Source organism: Reyranella sp., assembly GCF_004296935.1.
Classification (GTDB): domain Bacteria; phylum Pseudomonadota; class Alphaproteobacteria; order Reyranellales; family Reyranellaceae; genus Reyranella.
On sequence record NZ_SCVH01000034.1, the window covers coordinates 1 to 18,155 of the forward strand.

Sequence of the window (18,155 nt, forward strand, 5' to 3'; positions counted from 1 at the left end):
AGCGTGCCCCCGTGGCGGAATTGGTAGACGCGCCTGACTCAAAATCAGGTTTCCTCACGGAAGTGTTGGTTCGAGTCCGACCGGGGGCACCATCGTGTGAAATGCAAGCGGGCCAGCGTTCAAGCGCTGGCCCGTTTTTCGTTCACCGGCGTCAGTCAAATCCGACCGGCAAACCCGGACTGTGGCTAAACTGCCGCCCGTCGGAATTTGGAAAGCGCAAGACGCTGAACCGAAGACAGATGCGTACTATTGATCACGGTGACGGGCGTCTGGAGCCTTGGGCAATGGCGAGCGATTCGAAGGGATAGTTGGTCATGAGGAAAGTGTCGCAAGGTCGTTCGAGTGCCTCAGCAGGCGCTGTTATCGAACTTGACGCGCTGGTGATCGGAGCGGGTTTCGCGGGCCTCTACCAGCTACTTTGCCTCCGCGATCGCCTTGGCTTGAAAGTGACGGCGTTGGAGGCCGGCGGCGGCGTGGGAGGTACATGGTACTGGAACCGCTATCCCGGCGCGCGGTGCGATTCCGAGAGCCATGTTTATTGGTACACCTTTTCTCTCGATCTGATGCGCGAGTGGGAGTGGTCTGAACGCTATCCGGGTCAGGCTGAGATCCTGCGCTATTTGAATTTCGCTGCGGACAAGTTCGATCTGAAACGCGACATTCATTTCAATACCAGAGTGACGTCGGCGCATTACGATGAAGCCGCGAACCGTTGGCGAGTCCGGACTGATCAAGACGAAACATATGTCGTCAAGTTTCTCGTCACTGCGGTGGGCTGCCTGTCCACGGCGAACGTGCCGAATTTTCCCGGCCTTAAGGATTTCAAGGGAGATTGGTATCACACCGGTGAATGGCCTCATGAGGGGGTGGACTTCACCGGCAAGCGCGTTGGCATGATTGGCACCGGATCGACCGGCATTCAGGCCGCGCCCGTGATTGCGGCCCAGGCCAAGCACCTGACGGTGTTTCAACGTACAGCCAACTACTCGGTCCCTGCGCGAAACGTGCCGCTGACACCGGACTTCAAGCAGCATGTCAAACGGCATGCGAAAGATATCAGAGCGACGACCCACGAAACGCTGAACGGCATGGGCTTCAAGATCGAGGACCGCAAGGCCGTCGAAACTTCGGCGGAGGACCGCGAGAAAATCTATGAAGCCGCTTGGGAGCGGGGCGGCCTGCAGTTCCGGGCGTCCTTCCAGGACATGCTAATGGATAAGGCGGCCAATGATACAGCCGCCGATTTCATCAAGCGCAAGATTCGGGGCATTGTGAAGGATCCGCGAACGGCGGCGCTATTGTCGGACATCGATCACCCCTACGCCGCGAAGCGCCCGCCGATCGATACCGACTACTTCGAGACCTATAATCGATCCAACGTCACGCTGGTGGACGTGAAAGCGGCGCCGATCCAGGCCATCACGGCGGCAGGCGTCCGGACTGCCGAGGCTGAGTACCCGCTGGATATCATCGTCTTTGCGACCGGCTTCGACGCCATGACGGGCCCCATGCTGCGGATGGACATTCGTGGGCGTGACGGCCTGGCTTTGACGAAGGCCTGGGAAGCGGGACCACGCAACTACCTTGGTTTACAGATTGCCGGATTCCCGAACTTGTTCACGATCACCGGCCCAGGGAGTCCATCCGTGCTTTGCAATATGCCGGTGGCGATCGAGCAGCATGTAGATTGGATCACGAACTGCATCGACTACATGCGGACGAAGGGTATGGAACGCATCGAGGCCAAGCCCGGCTCGATGGAAAAATGGGTGGCAGAGGTCAATGAGGTGGCCAACAGGACGCTGCTGCCGCAAGCGAAGCATTCCTGGTACCTGGGTGCGAACATTCCCGGCAAACCCAGCGTGTTCATGCCTTATGCCGGAGGAATGGTCCGTTATCGCGAAATTTGCCAGGAGGTTGCGGCGCGTGACTATGAGGGGTTCGACCTCTCGTAGCTTCGACGCTTAGGCCAGTGCCAGTTCCCGATATCCGTCGGCCGCCACCGCGTCGCAGCGCGCGCGGTAGGCCGGCGCGCTGCCGCTGTAGCGCGCGATCGTGCGCACCTGCTTGCCGTCGACGTTGCGATTGATCCCGGTCATCCAGGAATCGATTTCGTTCGACAGCAGGCCCTCGCCCAGCGCCTTGACGTGGTCGGTCCAGGACTTCACGCCCTCGGGCCGGGCCTCGACGCGTGTGAGGCCGTGCGCGCACATGTGGCGGATCAGGCCGGTCACCCATTCGACGTTGTATTCGATGCTGCGCGGGATGTTGCCCAATGCCGTGTGCGGTCCCATCAGCATCAGCATGTTGGGGAAGCCTTCAACCTGGACCCCGAGGTAGGTCTTCGGTCCGCCCTTCCACTTGTCCTTGAGCTTGAGGCCGCCGGCGCCCCTGATGTCGATGCGATCGAAGCTGCCGGTAATGGCGTCGAAGCCCGTGGCATAGATGATGATGTCGAATGCGTACTCGGCGGCGCTGGTCTTGATCCCTGTGGGCGTGATCCGCTCGATCGGGGTCTCATTGATGTCGACCAGCGTGACGTTGGGTTGATTGTAGACCTCGTAATACCTGGTCTCCAGCGGCACGCGGCGAGTGCCGAAGCCATGGTTCTTCGGGATCAGCTTCTCGGCCACCGCCTGGTCCTTCACCCGCTGGCGGATCTTTTTGGCGACGAAGTCGCTGATCAGGGCGTTGGCCTTGCGGTCGACCAGCATGTCGCGGAAGTTGCCCTGCCAGATGCCGAAGCCCTTCTCGGCGTAGAGCTTCTCCCAGAATGCCTCGCGCTCCTCCGGTGTCACCTCGAACGTGCCACGCGGGTCGGGCGTGTGCAGGAAGCAGGCGAAGGTCTGCTGGCAGCGCTTGAACATTTCCGGATAGCCGGCCCTGATCTCGCGCATCTCCTCCTCGCCGATCCTGCCGTTGTGCAGCGGCGCGCACCAGTTGGGCGTGCGCTGGAACACGGTGAGGTGGCCTGCGGTCTTGGCGACCTCCTGGATGGTCTGCACGCCGGTGGCGCCGGTGCCGATCACCGCCACCCGCTTGCCCTCGAAGCTCACGGGCTCATGCGGCCAGCGCGCGGTGTGGCAGGACTGGCCCTTGAAGCTCTCGACGCCGGGAATGCGTGGCATGGTCGGCGCCGAGAGGGGGCCGATGGCGGTGATCAGGAAGCGCGAGGTGAAGTGGCTGCCGTCTTCCAGCGTGACGTCCCAGCTCCGTGCCTCGTCGCTGTAGTGGGCGGCGCTGACGCGCGATCTGAACTGGATGTCGCGACGCAGGTCGAACTTGTCGGCGACGAAGTTGAGATAGCGCAGGGTCTCGGGCTGGGGCGAGAAATGCTCGGTCCAGTGCCACTCGTCCAGCAGCTCCTGCGAGAAGGAATAGCCGTAGGAGTAGCTCTCCGAATCGAAGCGCGCGCCGGGATAGCGGTTCCAGTACCAGGTGCCGCCGACGCCGGTGCCGGCCTCGAGCACCCGCACCCGCATCCCGAGCTCGCGCAGGCGGTAGAGCTGGTAGAGGCCCGAGATGCCGGCGCCGATGACGATGGCGTCGTAGTCGAGGGCCTTCGTTTCGGGTGAGGCGGCCATCTGCTGTCGCTCCTGTCTGCGGTTCAAAATCGGTCCCCGTCCGCATCTGGTCAACCTTGGCAATTGGCGGATGATCGCTCTGCGAGAGTCCCGGACGTGCCTGCACTGCCAGCACCGAAGATTCTTTAGAGGTGATTCGACGAGTTCAGCAGGAAATGATAGGGCGTTTCCTGTAGGCTGGCGGTAATGCATCGGCGCTTCCGCCGGCCGTTGAAATCAACAATGAGGCGTCCGTGCCACCGGGTCTCCCCCGGCGTGCCCCAAATGCTCTTCAGAGAGCGCCTGCGCCTGGCATGGTCCTGACCATGCCCTCGACAACGAAGAACGAGACCCAAACAGCAAACGGCGCCGACGGCGAACGTCGGCCCGGACGATCGGCTTGCGACGCGATTCCGGGCGGGATTCTGGACAGGTTTCAGGACAGAACGCGTTACATTCAGGCGTCCACAAATAATGCGAGAAGGCCGTGAAAAAACGGCATCCAACGGCCCCTTAGGCCGTGAAAAGCCATGTGGGATATGGCCGGGGACTAGGGCAGGGAGTTGGCCCGCGTCCGGCCGCCACGCGCCCGTTACCAACCGAGATCGCGGCGCAGGCGTGCCGCGGTCTCGAGATGGCGTTCGTGGTCGCCGGCGAAGCGCAGCACCAGATGGCTGGCGCCGGCATCGGCATAGCTCTTGAGCCACGCGGCGGCGCCGGCCGCCGGACCGGCGTAGGACATCTGCCGCTGGCGGAGCAGGCCGGCGGGTTGGCCGTAGTAGTGCTCGAGATAGGCGTTGAGCCGGGTGTCGGCGCGCGTCGCGTCGTCGTCGATCGCGAGCGTCAGGTACATGGCGCCGGTGAGCGTGTCGGGATCGCGCCCGGCGGCGCGCGCTGCCTGCTTCACGTCGGCCCATTGCGGGGCATATTCCGCAACGCTCGGCGAGTTGGGGAACCAGCCGTCGTACAGCCGGCCGATCCGTTCGCGGGCGGAGGCCACGGCGCCGGCGACCCAGATCGGGGGCCCACCCGGCCGATGCGGTGTCGGGCCGAGCACGCTGGACGTAACCTTCCAGCGTCCTTCTTTGCCCCCCTCGTTGCTCCGTGGCCACTCCACCGGTTTGCCGGTCCACAGCGCGCGGCAAAGCGCCAGGCCTTCGACCATCCGGCCGACCCGCTTTTCGAACGTCACGCCCGCGGCCTCGAACTCGGCGCGGATGTTCGGCAGGTCGGCGGCGATGCCGACGCCCAGGATCACGCGGCCCTCAGCGATACGGTCGAGTGTCGCCACCTGCTGGGCGAGCACGACGGGGTTGCGGAGCGCGGGCAGCAGCACCGCAGTGCCGAGTTCGACCTTGCGCGTGCGCGCCGCGACCGCGGCCAGCAAGGTCAGCGGATCATGCCTCGGTCGGGCGAGGAGCGAGTCGCCCACCCAGACCGAATCGAAGCCGAGTGCCTCGGCACGCTCGGCAAGCGCCAGCAGCGAGGCTGTCTCGGGCCGTCCCTCCATGACCCGCTCGCGGGTCGGCAGCAGGTATCCCAATCGTGGCATCGGCGTTTTCCCATCTGTTTGATCGACGATCATAGCGGAACGGATTGCCGAACGAACCTGTGACGGCGTGCGACGTCATGCGTGAATTGAATCGACCTTGACCCCTTGGATACCGACTGCCAGCATGAAATCTGGTGGTTCCCGCAAGGGATCAAAAGGGAACGCGGTGCGTGCGCTTCGGCGCACTACTCCGCGGCTGTCCCCGCAACTGTGAGCGGCGAGCCCGCGACCGAGAATACCACTGGGAACCTTCGGGTTCCTGGGAAGGTGGTCGAAGGCATTGACCCGTGAGCCAGGAGACCTGCCGCCAGCCGTTGTCACGCGCGAACGCATTGGGCGGGGTGTCCTGATGTAGACTCCAACCGGACTCCCTCCGCGTCCAGCGGCTGGGTGTCGGCTGGCTACAGTTCGCAGTGACGTGTGACGGTCGCTGCGAGTTTTCCTCTTGTCTTCTACTTCTCATGATCCCGCCGGACGCCGGCGCGAGATCGATCCGCTGGCGCTCTACGCCTCTGCGATCGACACGTCCGACTACGTGCGCCAAGTCGCGCCGCTCATTCGCGCAAGTGTGCCCGCGAACGGCGATCTCCTCGATGTTGGCGCGGGCGGCGGCCAGCTCGGCGGCGCGCTACGCGATCCGGCGGGCCGATGGACCGCGATCGAACCGTCGCCCGGCATGCGATCACGACTCGCCAGGTTGGACCATCCGCCGCAGGTGATTGCGGCCGACTGGCATCATGCCAATGAGCTGCCCGACAGCCACGACACCGTTCTGGCGGCAACCATGCCCGCGACCATGGACGAACCCGAGGCGTTCCTGGCGCGCTGCCGGAGCTGGGCGCGGCGGACCGTCGTCTGGGTTGTGCCGGCGCACGCGGGGCCGCGCGGACTGTGCTTTGCCGGCTGCCTTCCCCTGGAATGGCACGGTGAAGACGAGACGCCAGGCATAGACATCGTCCTTCGTCGCCTGTTGCCGTCGTCGATGCCGCGCGACATCTCGTTCGCCGACTGGACCTTCACCGGCATCGTTCCCGATCTCGACGAACTCGCCGCCTATCTGGCCGACCGCCTCGGCTGGCCTGCTGGCGACGATCGTCGCGCTCGAATGCGCGCGCATCTCGCCCTCAAGGCGAAGCGGAAAGCAGCCGGGTTCCGCCTCGAAATTTCCAGAAGATCTGCCGTTCTTGTGTGGGGGAAGTCATGAGCAGGCTGCATTCGTATCTCATTACCGCAAAGGCCGTCCTGATTGCGACGGCGGCAGGTCTGCCGTCCGCCTATGCGCAGGATCCCTCATCGGCGCAGGGGCCGCAGCCGGGGCAAAATCCCCAGCATTACTTCCTGCCCGAGGGCTTCATCACCGCGACCGGCCGGCTCGAACCGGTCAATCGCATCGCCGGCACGGTGCAGATCATCCATCAGGACAGGATCGAGAAATCCACGGCGCGGTCGGTTGCGGACCTTCTGGCGGAGAACGCCGTCGGCTTCATGAGCGAATGGGCGCCGGGGCAGACCTCCATCAACATCCGGGGCGCTGCGACCGAAGGCCAGGGCCGGGACTTCAAGAGTCAGGTTCTGGTGCTGATCAACAGCCATCGCGCCGGCACTGCCAACGTCTCCAAGCTGTCGGTCACCGATATCCAGCGGATCGAAATCGTCCGCGGCCCGACGTCGGTCGTCTACGGCAGCCAGAACATGGGCGGTGTGATCAATATCATCCTGAAGACCGGGCGCACCGCTCCGGGAAATCTCGTCGAAGCCAGCGTCGGCTCGTGGAACCTCTTTCAGGGCATGGTGCAGAGTGGCGGGGTGATCGACGGATTCGACTACTACCTCGGCCTCTCCGGCAGCACGCGCGACAACTACCAGGTCGGCGGCGGCCAGATCGAGGCGAACACCGGCTGGACGCGCAAGGGCGGCACGGCCGCCCTGGGCTACCAGTTCGACGCCAACAACCGCGTCGACATGACGGTGCGCACCGACGGCATCTACGATGCGGGCTTCCGCGGATCGAGCGCCAACACCTTCGCTTTCGACACGCGCTACAATCAATCGGTCGACCTCAGCTACAACGGTAAGATCGGCAATCGCGGCTTTCTCTACTGGCAGGGCTACTACGTCCAGGATGTTGACGATCTCAACAATCCGTCGCCCCGGAGTGCACTGAACGCCGTCGCCGCCCGGACGACCGTCGATCACAACAGACGGACGCTCGACATCGTCGGCTCGCGCTTCCAGCCGAGCTTCAACGTCTGGGAAGGCAACCAGCTGCTGATCGGCATCGACTGGGAGAGAAGCTGGCTGCTGTCGAACCGCAATCGCCAGGGCGGCCGCTCGGTGACCCAGCTCTCGCCACAGGACAACAATCAGACGGAGAACGTCTGGGCGTTCTATCTCGAGGACTCGCAGAGCCTGCTCAATGACAAGATGGTCGTGCGCGGCGGCGTACGTCAGACCATGGGAACGACGTCCCTGGACTGGACGCCCTTCGCCACCACGCTGCTCACCGGCACCAACAACTACACGGCCACGACCTATTCGACGGGTGCGACCTATGCCTTCACGGACTGGATGACCGGCCGTGTCGCCGCCGCCAGCGGATTTCGCGCACCGACGGCGACGGAACTCGGTGCCAACTTCACGACGACACCGATCGGCACCACGATCTTCGGCAATCCCGGCCTTTCGCCGGAGACGAGCCAGCAGTTCGAGGTTGGCACCACTTTCAACTGGCTCGGCGGTCGCCTCGATACCGTGGTCTTCCAGAACACCATCGCCAACCGGATCGCGCCCATCACCACTTCCTCGGCCGGTGGAAGGATCTCGCAGCTCCAGGTGAACAATCCCGGCAATATCGTGGTGCAGGGCGTCGAGTACCAGGCTGAAGCCGACATGATCCAGACGCTCAAGCTCGGGGCAAAGGACGCGTGGAACTGGAAGGTGTTCGGCAACGGCTACTACAACCTCAAGATGATCGACTACGGCGCCCAGGTCGGCGCCAACAGCTACATGGCCACCCGCATCAACCAGTACGGCATGGATGTCGGAACGCTGTTCGGCCAGAGCAATGTCGAGATGCCGTGGAGTTTCCAGCTGCTGGGAATCCTGCGCGGGCCGATGTGGTACAACACCGAGGAAAGTCTATCGCCGGTTTTCTTTCCCGGGCAGATTCGCAATACGACGGTCTACCAGAAGGATCCGTTCTGGATCTGGAAGGCGCGAGCCGAACTCGAGGTTCTGAAAGGCGTCAAGATGTTTGCGGCCCTGAACAACATCTTCGACGTCAACGCCCATCCGATCTTCATCGCCACGGACCAGAATCCATGCCGCGCCAACCTGGTGAACCAGAATGGCGCCTGCGGAAACTCGATGATGGGCCGCGAGTTCATCATCGGAGCCCAATTCCGGTTCTGATGCGAAGACTTTGCCTGGCCGTCATCGCGGCAGCTTGCCTGTCCGGCTCGGTACGCGCCGAGCCGGTGACGGTTCACGATGCTTTCGGTCGTTCGGTGACATTGCCCGTGCCGCCGCAGCGTATCGTGACGATCTTCGCCTCCAACACCGAGATGGTGGCGGCCCTCGGCCTGGCTGACCGCATTGTCGGTATCGAGGCCTATACGCGCTTTCCGCCCGAAGTGCTGGGCAAGCCCTTGGTCGGCGGACGGTTGGGTTTCTCGGTCGACGCTGTGGTGGCGGCGCGGCCCGATCTCGTCATCGTCACGCCGTCGCGGCAGGCCGCCAACCAGCTCGTCGATCCGATGGAGCGGCTCGGCATCCCGATCGTCGTCCTGCTGCACCGGAGCGTGGTGGAAGTTCTCGACAACATCCGCCTGCTCGGACGCCTTGGCGGCGTTGCCGAACGAGGTGAGGAATTGGCAGCGCGACTGCAGTCGCGCTTGGATCGCATCAAGCAGCGCGTCGCGGGGCTCAAGGAACCCAGCACCATCATGATCACGGGCCGGCTGGGCAACGGGCTGCTGCTGATCGCGCGGCCCGGAACCTATACCGGTGATGCCATCGTGCGAGCCGGCGGCCGCTTCGGCCTGGAAAGCGGCGCCATCGCCCAGGTCTCGCCCGAGGCGATCCTCAATGCCGACCCCGATGTGCTTCTCTTTGCTGGCAGTGAAAAGGACCTCAGGGAGCTGATCGCCCGCCCAGGCTGGAAGGACATGCGCGCGGTCAGGGACAAGCGTGCGCATGCCGTCGTCCGCGCCGAGCTGCTGATTCCGGGGCCACGCACGATCTCCGGCATCGAACGCCTGGCCGAGATTTTCCATCCGCAGGCCGCCAAATGACGGGGGCCCCGATCCGCACCGGGCTGACGTTGGGTTTGGCGCTCGTTTTGGCCATCGTGGTCGGTGTCTGCGCCGGCCACGATTGGGCGACTCCGGCCGACCTGATGCGGGCCGTGGCCGGCGACCAGGCCTTGCGCAGCCGCCTGCTGGTCGAGTGGCGCATCCCGCGTGTGCTGGCAGCCGCCCTTGTCGGCGCACTGTTGGGTCTGGGTGGCGTCGTCTTTCAGGGTGTGTTCCGAAATCCGCTGGCCGAGCCGTACCTGCTGGGGTCGGCCGGCGGCGCCGCGCTCGGTGCCACGGTCGCGCTGCTGGTGCCGCTGGCGATGCCGCAATCCATCCTGCTGCCGCTGCTGGCGTTCGCCGGCGCATGGGGGGCCACGGTCCTCGTCATCGGCATTTCGCGTGTGTCGGGCGCCGTCGATGCCGCCGGCATGCTGCTGGCGGGCGTCGCCGTGGCGGCAATCCTGGGTGCCTTGCGCTCGTTCCTGATGCTGGCGCTGTCGGACGAGACCGTCAGCCTGCAGATCGTACTGAGCTGGGTATTGGGCGGCGTGCAGACGCCGACCTGGCCGGTGCTGGGCCTGCTCACCCTGATCTCGGCCGGTTGCCTCGGTCTCACCCTGCTGCTCGCGGGCCGGCTCGATGTGCTTGGGCTTGGCGAGACCATGGCCGTTGCCTTTGGCCTCAATGTCACGCGCTTCATCGCCGTCGCCGTGCTGGCAGGCTCGGTGGTGGTGGCGGCAGCCGTGGCCTTCGGCGGCCTCGTGGCGTTCGTCGGTCTGGCGGCACCGCATATCGCGCGCTGGATGGTCGGGCCATTGCACCGGCCCCTGCTGCCGGCGTCGGCGCTGGTCGGCGCCATTATCGTCACGCTGGCAGACGCCATCGCCCGTGCCGCTCTGCCGCCCGCCGAGATCCCGCTCGGCCTGGTGACGGCCGTTGCCGGCGGCCCGTTCTTCATCATGCTGCTCGCCCGCAGGCTGCGCACATGACGAGCCTGGTGGCCGACCGTCTGGTGCTGAAGCGCGGCGGCGCGACGCTGCTCGACGATCTGTCGCTTTCGCTCGGTGCCACCGGCTCGGTGGCGATCATCGGTCCGAACGGTGCCGGCAAGTCGACGCTCCTGAAGGTACTGGCCGGAATCGAAAGGCCGCTGTCGGGAACGGTACGCGTGGGCGACCGTGACCTTGCCGCGCTGTCGAGCGCGTCACGCGCGCGCGCCATCGGCTTCCTGCCGCAGTATTTCGATCCGCACTGGGATCTCACCGTCCAGGAGCTCGTCCGGCTGGGCGCCGAGCGCAGCGATCACCTGACCGTCGATGCGGTCGACAAGGTCATCGACACGTTCGAACTCGACGGCCTCGGCCGCAGGCGCTGGTCGACGCTGTCGGGCGGCGAGCGGGCGAGGGTGCTGCTGGCCGCGGTGCTGGTGGTCGATCCGCCGGTGCTGCTGGCCGATGAGCCGGCGGCCAGCCTCGACATCCGCCATCGCCTCGACGTGATCGAAACCCTGACGCGCCGCGGCATCGACCGGCTTTCGGTCGTCGTGGTGCACGACCTCGACCTCGCCTTCCGCTTCTTCGAGCGGGTGATCATGATGGACCAGGGCCGCATCGTCGCCGACGCGCCGGCCGCTGCCCTGATCGACGATCCCCGGCTCGACGCGGTCTTCAAGGTCCGCTTCGAGCGGCTGGAGACGTCCGACGGGCCAGTGCTGCGGGCGGTAAAAGTTGCAGATTCAGCAGGTCTGGGCTAATATTTACGTCATGATGGGAGACGCTCGCAGGAGAGATTCAGCGGGCGTTTTTTATGGTCCACTTTCGTCAATTCCGGCGGCGTTTTTTTGGACATCTATCCAGCGACGCAGCGGGCGCCGGTGGCACGGTTCGTCAGGGGGAGATTGCGCTGCTGGATCAAGAGCTTGATGCCGGTTTGCAGCACAACTCATTTGACACTGCGTGGCACAACGAGGTGTGCCGAAAAATGGTCCACTTCGGCCTGGCCGAACTCTAGGCGAGGGCGGTCCCGATCCGGCTGAACGCGCCGTCATCGGCCGGCAGTCCGAACCGCAGCCACTGCGGCTCGCGGGCAAACCGCCGAACGTGAATGCCCTGCCGTCCCAGTCTGTCGGCCAATCCCGCGGCGTCGGGATGACGCGCCAGACGGAACAACGGTGTGCCGCCCAGAATGTTGCTGCCCGCCGAGACCAGGAGGGTGTCGAGTTTCTGCCGGTCAGCGGCGAGGCGGGTGGTCGCCGCCTGCAGCCAGGCCAGGTCGCCCAGCGCGCGGCGGCCGATCTCGAGGGCCGGGCCCGACACCGCCCACGGCCCGAGCTCGTCACGAATCCGATCAATGATGCGTCCTTCGGCAATGGCGAATCCCAGACGCGCGCCGGCCAGACCGTAGGCCTTGCCGAATGAGCGCAGGACGATGGTGTTGGCCGGCAGGTTGCCGGCGAGGCTTGCGCTCGGCGCCAGGAAGTCGACGAAGGCTTCATCGACGATCAGCAGACCGCGATCCTGGCGCAGCAACTCCTGCGGCAGGAGCCTGCCCGTGGGGTTGTTCGGGTTCACCACGATGGTGACGTCGGCACGTTCGAAATCCGGCACGATGGCGACGTCATGGCCGTGGCGGGCCCAGCAATGCGCATGCTCCTCGTAGGTAGGCCCCAGCACGGCGACGCGTGATCTGGCGACAAGGCGCGGCAGAATCTGGATGAGGGCTTGCGTGCCAGGTGCGGCCACGATCGTGGCCGGATCGCGCACGCCATATCTGCGGGCGGCGGCCTCGAGCAGTGCCTGTTCCTGCTGTTGCGTGGGCAGACGTGACCAGGTCTCCGCGGCCAGGTCGACGATCGGATAGGGCACCGGATTGATGCCGGTCGAGAGGTCGATCCAGGGCTCGGGTGCCTCCGGGAAACGCCGCCGGATGTTGCTGAGATCGCCACCATGTGCCAGCGGTTCCGCCGTCCCGGTCGCCGTGATAGGCAAAGCACTCATGTACGCCGACCTCGCCCTCATTGCCGTCGCGACCGAAGCGATGATCGGCTATCCCGATGCCGTCTTTCGCGTGATCGGCCATCCCGTGACCTGGATCGGGCGGCTCATAGCATGGTGCGACAAGGCGTGGAATTCCGAGACGCTCTCCGACGATGAGCGGCGCTGGCGCGGCATTTACGTGCTCGTGCTGCTGTTGGCTGTCGGCATCCTCTCGGGCCTGGCGATCACCGCGGTCTTCGAGGAATTCCTTCATGACGTGGCGGCGCTGCTGCTGTGCGGCGTGATGGGCAGTTCGATGCTGGCGCAGCGCAGCCTCCACGCGCATGTTGCCGCCGTTGCCTCGGCGCTCGAAGCCGACGGCATCGAAGCCGGCCGGCGGGCAGTATCGATGATCGTCGGCCGCGACACCACGAGCCTCGATGAGGCGGCCGTCAGCCGCGCCGCCATCGAAAGCCTCGCTGAGAATTTTTCCGATGGCGTGGTGGCACCGCTGTTCTGGATGGTCGTGGCGGGATTACCCGGCGCCATCGCCTACAAGGCAATCAACACGGCCGACAGCATGATCGGCCACAAGTCGCCGCGTCATCTCGCCTTCGGTTGGGCGTCAGCGCGCTTCGACGATCTCGTCAATCTGCCGGCGTCTCGGCTCTCGGCCTTCTGGTTCGTGCTGGCGGCGTCCCTGTCGCCGGGACTGTCGGTGCATCGGGCAATCGAGGTGCTGTTCCGCGACGCCGGCCACCACCGCTCGCCCAATGCCGGCTGGCCCGAGGCGGCGATGGCCGGCGCGCTCGGCATCCAGCTCTCCGGTCCGCGTATCTACGATGGCGTCGAGGTGGCCGAGCGCTGGGTGGGCGATGGGCGCAGTGAACTGACCGCCCGCGACATCCGCGCCGCGCTCGATCTCTATCGCGCCGCCTGCGGCCTGCAGATCGCGGTCCTGGTCCTCATCGTGCTGGTGTGCTGGATGTTTTGAGCTTGGGCTCGCGGGCGAGCGCGAGCAGGCGATCGCAGTCGAGATACTTTTCGATATGGTCGGCGAGACGGTCGAGGGTCGCGTCGACGTCGGCTTCGTAGTCCAGCGCCGAGCCCTTCACGCCGATCCTCTGCAGCCAGTGCTGTCGCTGTCGATCGTCCGACAGAAGGCCGTGGATGTAGCAGCCCGCGACGGTGCCGCCGGCGTTGATCGCGCCGTCGTGCTTGCCGTTGGCGAGGCGCAGCAGCGGGCGAAAGGTACCGGTGGTCCGCCCGATGTGCATTTCGTAGCCCTTGAACGGCACGGCGTCGGCCATGCTCTTGCCGGCGATCTCGATCAGGACCTTGTCGCCTCCAAGCACGGTGTCGGCCTCGAGCAGGCCGAGGCCCTCGACCCGGCCGGCAGGGCCTTCGATGCCGTCGGGATCGGAGATCCGCCGGCCGAGCATCTGATAGCCGCCGCAGATCCCCAAAACATGTCCGCCGCGGCGCACATGCGCCTTCAGATCGACGTCCCATCCCGCGGCACGCAGTGCGGCGAGGTCGGCGATCGTGGCCTTCGATCCCGGCAGGATGACCAGCGCGGCGTCGCCGGGGATCGGCTCGCCGGGCCGCAGAAACGCCAGATCGACGTTCTTCTCGAGGCGCAGCGGATCGAAGTCGTCGAAGTTGGCGATGCGAGGATAGGCCAGCACCACGATGCGCTGCCGCCCGTCACCCTCGGCGCTCCGGCCGGGAATCCCGAGTGCGTCCTCGGCGGGCAGCCGGTTGGCGTCCTCGAAGAACGGCACGAGGCCCAGCGATTGCCATCCCGTATGCTTGGCGACCAACTTCATGCCGTCGGCGAACAGCGAGGGATCGCCGCGGAACCGGTTGACGATGAAGCCCGCGATCATGGCGTTGTCGGCGGGATCGATCACGGCCTGGGTGCCGACGAGGCTCGCGATCACACCGCCGCGATCGATGTCGCCCACCAGCACGACGGGCACGTCGGCGGCGCGTGCAAAGCCCATGTTGGCGATGTCGGCGGCGCGGAGATTCACTTCCGAAGCCGAGCCTGCGCCTTCGACCAGGACGAGATCGGCCTCATCGGTGAGTCGACGGAAGCTGTCGAGCACGGCGCCGAGCAGCTTCGGCTTCATTGCCTGATATTCCCGCGCGCGTGCATTGCCGACGACGCGGCCTTGGACCACGACCTGTGAACCGATGTCGCTCTGGGGTTTCAGCAGCACGGGATTCATGTGGACGCTGGGCGCCACGCGCGCGGCACGCGCCTGCAGGGCCTGGGCGCGGCCGATCTCGCCGCCGTCAGAGGTGACGGCGGCGTTGTTCGACATGTTCTGCGGCTTGAACGGGCGCACCCGGAGCCCACGCCGGGTGAAGGCGCGGGCCAGTGCCGCGACCAGCAATGACTTGCCGACGTCAGAGCCCGTGCCTTGAATCATGATCGCGCGAGCGCGCATCAGAATTCGATGCCTTCCTGCGCCTTCACGCCGGCGGCAAAGTGATGCTTCACGAGAGTCATCTCGGTCACGAGGTCGGCCGCCTCGATCAACTCGGCCTTGGCGTTGCGGCCGGTGACGACGACATGCAGGTCGGGCCGGCGCGCCTTGAGTGCGGTCACAACCTCGCCGATGTCGAGATGATCGTAGCGCAGCGCGATGTTGAGCTCGTCGAGAACTATGAGGCGGATCGAGGGGGCGGCCATAAGTTCGAGCGTTTTCGCCCAGGCGCGCTTCGCCGCTTCGATGTCGCGTGTGCGGTCCTGAGTCTCCCAGGTGAAGCCCTCGCCCAGCGTGTGCCATTGGACCTGGTCGCCGAACCGTTCGATCGCGGTGCGCTCGCCCGACTGCCAGGCGCCCTTGCCGAACTGCACGACGCCGCAGCGGAAGCCACGGCCAACGGCGCGCAGCAGCAAGCCGAACGCCGCCGTGGATTTGCCCTTGCCCTTGCCGGTGTGGACGACGAGCAGGCCCTTTTCGACCGTTTTGGCCGCTAGCTTGGCGTCTTGAACAGCCTTGCGGTTGGCCATTTTGGCCCTGTGATGGGCATCGTCTTCAGGGATGGCGGGCATGGGCGTTGGAGCTTCCGGATTGGGGCGCGCAGAATGGTCGGCAAAGCCCTTGTCAGCAAGGCAGTGGGCTCGTATCAATCTGGGGACGGTGCCCTTCACGGGGCCCAAAAGGGAACACGGTACGGGGTTCGCGCCCCAAATCCGCGGCTGCCCCCGCAACTGTAGTCGGTAAGCCAACGGCCAAGATACCACTGGGAAACCGGGAAGGGGGCCTACGGCGAAGATCCGAGAGCCAGGAGACCTGCCGTCACGTGGTACATTCAAGCTGCCGGTGGGGCAGCCAAGGAGAGTTGATATGGCCAACACGACCGCATCCGTCATCAGAACGACCGAACGAAGCGAAGCCCTGCGCGCGGCTGGCATCGCCTTGATCCTGGGACTCGGCCTAGTTTTCCTGACCGGCTTTGCCTATCCTGAAGTCATTCACAACGCCGCGCACGACACGCGTCACAGCCTAAGCTTTCCTTGCCACTGACGCGGCAACAATGCTTACCCGGATTCTGTCGGTCGGCCTTTTGGCCGGGCTTTTGGCTGGCCTGCTGATTGCAGCAGTGCAGCAGGTCACGACGACACCGCTCATTCTCGCGGCTGAAACCTACGAGAAGCCGGCCGAGGTTTCGGCCGCGCCCAAGGTGCCGCATAGCCATCAGGGCACCGAGGCTCATTCGCACGACGATGGCTGGAAGCCGGCCGACGGTATGCCGCGCTTCTTCTTCACCGCAATCACGACGATCGCGACTGCGGTGGGAGTCGCGTTCGTGCTGATGGCTGTCATGGTCTTTGCCGGTGCTCCGATCGACGAACGTCGGGCACTCGCTTGGGCGATCGCCGGCTTCATCGCCTGCGGCCTGGCGCCCGCCGCCGGCCTTGCGCCCGAACTGCCGGGAAGTGCTGCCGGAGACCTGATCGCCCGGCAGCTCTGGTGGGTCGGAACGGCCATCGCGACGGCCGTGGCACTATGGGCCTTCCTGCGTGCCGATCATCATCCGGTGGTGCGTCTTGGGGCGGTCGTCCTTCTGCTCGCCCCGCATTTCATCGGCGCTCCGCATCCGCACGAACTCGAGAGCAAGGTGCCGGCCGAACTTGCCGCGCAGTTCACCGCGCTTTCGCTGGTCGTGCAGGCGTTGCTGTGGGCGTTGGTGGGGATTGGCATCGGCCTGCTCTGGCCGAAATTCGCGCCGAAGACGGCGGGCTGACCTTCCCCGCCGGTATGTCGTCGCGTTCGCGCGACGGTCAGGAGTTTGTCTGGATGGATGAAGCGACCGTGACGATCTTCGTCTGCATCTCGTGCCGGCGGAGTCTTGGCGACGCCGAGGAGTCGTTCGACCAGCCGGGTCGTGATCTGGCCGACGCATTGCGGGTCCGCTTGGGCGATCAGACGGGCGTGGCCGTGACACCGGTCGATTGCCTGGCCGTGTGCAAGCGCCCATGCACGGTCGCCCTGGCCGGTGCCGGCAAGTGGACCTACCTGATCGGCGATCTCGATCCGGACTCGCATGCCGAGGAAGTCGTTGCGGCGGCATTGAGCTTCGCGGCTTCAGAGAACGGCATCGTTGCCTGGCGGGAACGGCCCGCGTCTTTCCGCAAGGGCGTGATCGCCCGGGTTCCTCCCATCATGGTCGGCAATGCGACCCGAGATTCGGCCTTGGAGGCCATTGACCCATGACGTCACTCGCCAAGGTCCCCTGCACGATCATCACCGGCTTCCTCGGCGCCGGCAAAACCACGCTGGTCCGCCATGTTCTCGAGAATGCCGGCGGCCGCCGTCTCGCGGTGATCGTGAACGAGTTCGGCGACGTCGGCATCGACGGCGACATCCTGAAGAGCTGCGGCATCGAAAGCTGCACCGAGGACAGCATCGTCGAGCTGTCGAACGGCTGTATCTGCTGCACCGTCGCCGACGATTTCGTGCCGGCATTGAAGAGCCTGCTCGATCGTCCCAACCCGCCCGAGCACATTGTCATCGAGACATCGGGCCTCGCGTTGCCCAAGCCGCTGGTAAAAGCCTTCAACTGGCCGGAGATCGCCTCACGCGTCACCGTCGATGGCGTGGTGGCCGTCGTCGATGGCGCAGCCGTTGCCGCGGGCCGCTTTGCCGACGATCCCGAGGCGATTGCCCGCCAGCGCGCCGAGGACGACTCGCTCGATCACGACAATCCGTTGGAGGAGGTCTACGAGGACCAGCTTCTGTGCGCCGATCTCGTGGTTCTGAACAAGGCCGACCTGATGTCGGCGACGGAACTCAAGTCGGTGACCGGCGAGATCGGCAAGACACTGCCCAAGTCCGTGAAGGTGGTCGAAGTCCAGAACGGCAAGGTGTCGGTGTCCGTCCTTCTCGGACTGGGGGCCGCGGCGGAAACCGACCTCGAAAGCCGGCCCTCGCATCACGATCTCGAGGGCGAGCACGACCACGAGGATTTCGACACCTTCGTTATCGACGTGCCGTCCTTCGCGGCGCCGCAGGACCTGGTCGACCGCATCGCCAAGGCGACCGGTGCGCATGATATCCTGCGGGTGAAGGGTTTCGTGGAGATCGCGGGCAAGCCCATGCGCCTGCTGGTGCAGGGTGTGGGCGCGCGTATCCAGCACCAGTTCGACCGGCCGTGGCGGTCCGGCGAGTCCAGGCAGGGCCGCCTGGTGGTGATCGGCGAGAAGGGTTTCGACAGGGAAGCCATTCGCGCCGCCATCGCGGGATAGACCGGC

At 65.3% G+C, this 18,155-nt stretch carries 16 protein-coding genes, 1 tRNA gene and 2 riboswitches; of the genes, 12 read left to right on the forward strand and 5 right to left on the reverse strand.

Annotation, left to right across the window (positions count from 1 at the left end; genetic code table 11):
• Positions 1–5: 5 nt before the first annotated feature.
• Both EPO55_RS04450 and EPO55_RS04455 read left to right on the forward strand, forming a co-directional pair.
• Positions 6–92: transfer RNA gene (locus tag EPO55_RS04450), tRNA-Leu, on the forward strand.
• A gap of 222 nt (positions 93–314) precedes the next feature.
• Complete coding sequence (locus tag EPO55_RS04455) at positions 315–1,955, forward strand: NAD(P)/FAD-dependent oxidoreductase (protein WP_296335242.1); 1,641 nt, start codon at positions 315–317, stop codon at positions 1,953–1,955.
• 9 nt (positions 1,956–1,964) lie between these two features.
• On the opposite strand, the gene EPO55_RS04460 is transcribed toward EPO55_RS04455, so the two are convergent.
• Together EPO55_RS04460 and EPO55_RS04465 are read right to left on the reverse strand one after the other, a co-directional pair.
• Positions 1,965–3,584, reverse strand: a complete 1,620-nt coding sequence (locus EPO55_RS04460) for an NAD(P)/FAD-dependent oxidoreductase (RefSeq protein WP_296335243.1) — start codon at positions 3,582–3,584, stop codon at positions 1,965–1,967.
• 571 nt (positions 3,585–4,155) lie between these two features.
• Entirely contained in the window at positions 4,156–5,115 is a 960-nt protein-coding gene (locus tag EPO55_RS04465; RefSeq protein ID WP_296335244.1) for an LLM class flavin-dependent oxidoreductase, read from the reverse strand.
• A 118-nt stretch (positions 5,116–5,233) separates the two neighbouring features.
• Positions 5,234–5,439: riboswitch (cobalamin riboswitch) on the forward strand.
• A 121-nt stretch (positions 5,440–5,560) separates the two neighbouring features.
• Here EPO55_RS04465 and EPO55_RS04470 point away from each other — a divergent pair.
• From EPO55_RS04470 to EPO55_RS04490, 5 genes are read left to right on the forward strand one after another with little or no spacing between them, the layout of a single operon-like run.
• Positions 5,561–6,319: a methyltransferase domain-containing protein gene (locus tag EPO55_RS04470; protein WP_296335245.1), complete on the forward strand. Its 759-nt coding sequence runs from the start codon at positions 5,561–5,563 to the stop codon at positions 6,317–6,319.
• Positions 6,316–8,526 (forward strand): TonB-dependent receptor, encoded by a 2,211-nt coding sequence (locus EPO55_RS04475; protein WP_296335246.1) that lies wholly within the window; start codon positions 6,316–6,318, stop codon positions 8,524–8,526. The genes EPO55_RS04470 and EPO55_RS04475 overlap by 4 nt, the downstream gene beginning before the upstream one ends.
• Entirely contained in the window at positions 8,526–9,407 is an 882-nt protein-coding gene (locus EPO55_RS04480) for an ABC transporter substrate-binding protein (protein WP_296335247.1), read from the forward strand. The genes EPO55_RS04475 and EPO55_RS04480 overlap by 1 nt, the downstream gene beginning before the upstream one ends.
• Complete coding sequence (locus EPO55_RS04485) at positions 9,404–10,399, forward strand: iron ABC transporter permease (RefSeq protein WP_296335248.1); 996 nt, start codon at positions 9,404–9,406, stop codon at positions 10,397–10,399. The genes EPO55_RS04480 and EPO55_RS04485 overlap by 4 nt, the downstream gene beginning before the upstream one ends.
• Positions 10,396–11,163 carry an ABC transporter ATP-binding protein gene (locus tag EPO55_RS04490; RefSeq protein WP_296335249.1) on the forward strand — a complete coding sequence of 256 codons (768 nt, stop codon included), beginning with the start codon at positions 10,396–10,398 and terminating at the stop codon, positions 11,161–11,163. The genes EPO55_RS04485 and EPO55_RS04490 overlap by 4 nt, the downstream gene beginning before the upstream one ends.
• Before the next feature lie 253 nt (positions 11,164–11,416).
• Here EPO55_RS04490 and cobD read toward each other — a convergent pair whose 3' ends face one another.
• Complete coding sequence (cobD, locus tag EPO55_RS04495) at positions 11,417–12,406, reverse strand: threonine-phosphate decarboxylase CobD (protein WP_296335250.1); 990 nt, start codon at positions 12,404–12,406, stop codon at positions 11,417–11,419.
• On the opposite strand from cobD, the gene cbiB reads away from it, so the two are divergent.
• Positions 12,405–13,379 carry an adenosylcobinamide-phosphate synthase CbiB gene (gene cbiB, locus EPO55_RS04500; protein WP_296335251.1) on the forward strand — a complete coding sequence of 325 codons (975 nt, stop codon included), beginning with the start codon at positions 12,405–12,407 and terminating at the stop codon, positions 13,377–13,379. The genes cobD and cbiB overlap by 2 nt on opposite strands.
• Here cbiB and EPO55_RS04505 read toward each other — a convergent pair.
• Together EPO55_RS04505 and cobO are read right to left on the reverse strand one after the other, a co-directional pair.
• Positions 13,351–14,841, reverse strand: coding sequence for a cobyric acid synthase (locus EPO55_RS04505; RefSeq protein WP_296335253.1), 1,491 nt, complete (start codon positions 14,839–14,841; stop codon positions 13,351–13,353). The genes cbiB and EPO55_RS04505 overlap by 29 nt on opposite strands.
• A complete protein-coding gene (gene cobO / locus EPO55_RS04510; protein ID WP_296335254.1) occupies positions 14,841–15,452 on the reverse strand; it encodes a cob(I)yrinic acid a,c-diamide adenosyltransferase in 612 nt (203 codons plus the stop codon). Before cobO ends, EPO55_RS04505 begins: the two co-directional genes overlap by 1 nt.
• A gap of 69 nt (positions 15,453–15,521) precedes the next feature.
• Positions 15,522–15,716: riboswitch (cobalamin riboswitch) on the forward strand.
• Positions 15,717–15,747: 31 nt separating this feature from the next.
• Here cobO and EPO55_RS04515 point away from each other — a divergent pair.
• From EPO55_RS04515 to cobW, 4 genes are read left to right on the forward strand one after another with little or no spacing between them, the layout of a single operon-like run.
• Positions 15,748–15,927 (forward strand): CbtB domain-containing protein, encoded by a 180-nt coding sequence (locus EPO55_RS04515; RefSeq protein ID WP_296335255.1) that lies wholly within the window; start codon positions 15,748–15,750, stop codon positions 15,925–15,927.
• A gap of 10 nt (positions 15,928–15,937) precedes the next feature.
• The gene (locus EPO55_RS04520; protein WP_296335256.1) at positions 15,938–16,648 is read left to right on the forward strand and encodes a CbtA family protein; all 711 of its coding nucleotides are present in this window, start codon (positions 15,938–15,940) and stop codon (positions 16,646–16,648) included.
• Positions 16,649–16,701: 53 nt separating this feature from the next.
• Positions 16,702–17,118: a DUF1636 domain-containing protein gene (locus EPO55_RS04525; RefSeq protein ID WP_296335259.1), complete on the forward strand. Its 417-nt coding sequence runs from the start codon at positions 16,702–16,704 to the stop codon at positions 17,116–17,118.
• Positions 17,115–18,149 (forward strand): cobalamin biosynthesis protein CobW, encoded by a 1,035-nt coding sequence (cobW, locus tag EPO55_RS04530; protein WP_296335261.1) that lies wholly within the window; start codon positions 17,115–17,117, stop codon positions 18,147–18,149. Before EPO55_RS04525 ends, cobW begins: the two co-directional genes overlap by 4 nt.
• Positions 18,150–18,155: the final 6 nt, after the last annotated feature.

Bases quoted from the DNA above. Each gene is read 5' to 3' on its own strand.
- EPO55_RS04455 (WP_296335242.1), top strand. From the start codon at position 315: ATGAGGAAAGTGTCGCAAGGTCGTTCGAGTGCCTCAGCAGGCGCTGTT.
- EPO55_RS04460 (WP_296335243.1), bottom strand. From the start codon at position 3,584: ATGGCCGCCTCACCCGAAACGAAGGCCCTCGACTACGACGCCATCGTC.
- EPO55_RS04465 (WP_296335244.1), bottom strand. From the start codon at position 5,115: ATGCCACGATTGGGATACCTGCTGCCGACCCGCGAGCGGGTCATGGAG.
- EPO55_RS04475 (WP_296335246.1), top strand. From the start codon at position 6,316: ATGAGCAGGCTGCATTCGTATCTCATTACCGCAAAGGCCGTCCTGATT.
- EPO55_RS04480 (WP_296335247.1), top strand. From the start codon at position 8,526: ATGCGAAGACTTTGCCTGGCCGTCATCGCGGCAGCTTGCCTGTCCGGC.
- EPO55_RS04485 (WP_296335248.1), top strand. From the start codon at position 9,404: ATGACGGGGGCCCCGATCCGCACCGGGCTGACGTTGGGTTTGGCGCTC.
- EPO55_RS04490 (WP_296335249.1), top strand. From the start codon at position 10,396: ATGACGAGCCTGGTGGCCGACCGTCTGGTGCTGAAGCGCGGCGGCGCG.
- cbiB (WP_296335251.1), top strand. From the start codon at position 12,405: ATGTACGCCGACCTCGCCCTCATTGCCGTCGCGACCGAAGCGATGATC.
- cobD (WP_296335250.1), bottom strand. From the start codon at position 12,406: ATGAGTGCTTTGCCTATCACGGCGACCGGGACGGCGGAACCGCTGGCA.
- EPO55_RS04505 (WP_296335253.1), bottom strand. From the start codon at position 14,841: ATGCGCGCTCGCGCGATCATGATTCAAGGCACGGGCTCTGACGTCGGC.
- cobO (WP_296335254.1), bottom strand. From the start codon at position 15,452: ATGCCCGCCATCCCTGAAGACGATGCCCATCACAGGGCCAAAATGGCC.
- EPO55_RS04515 (WP_296335255.1), top strand. From the start codon at position 15,748: ATGGCCAACACGACCGCATCCGTCATCAGAACGACCGAACGAAGCGAA.
- EPO55_RS04520 (WP_296335256.1), top strand. From the start codon at position 15,938: ATGCTTACCCGGATTCTGTCGGTCGGCCTTTTGGCCGGGCTTTTGGCT.
- EPO55_RS04525 (WP_296335259.1), top strand. From the start codon at position 16,702: ATGGATGAAGCGACCGTGACGATCTTCGTCTGCATCTCGTGCCGGCGG.
- cobW (WP_296335261.1), top strand. From the start codon at position 17,115: ATGACGTCACTCGCCAAGGTCCCCTGCACGATCATCACCGGCTTCCTC.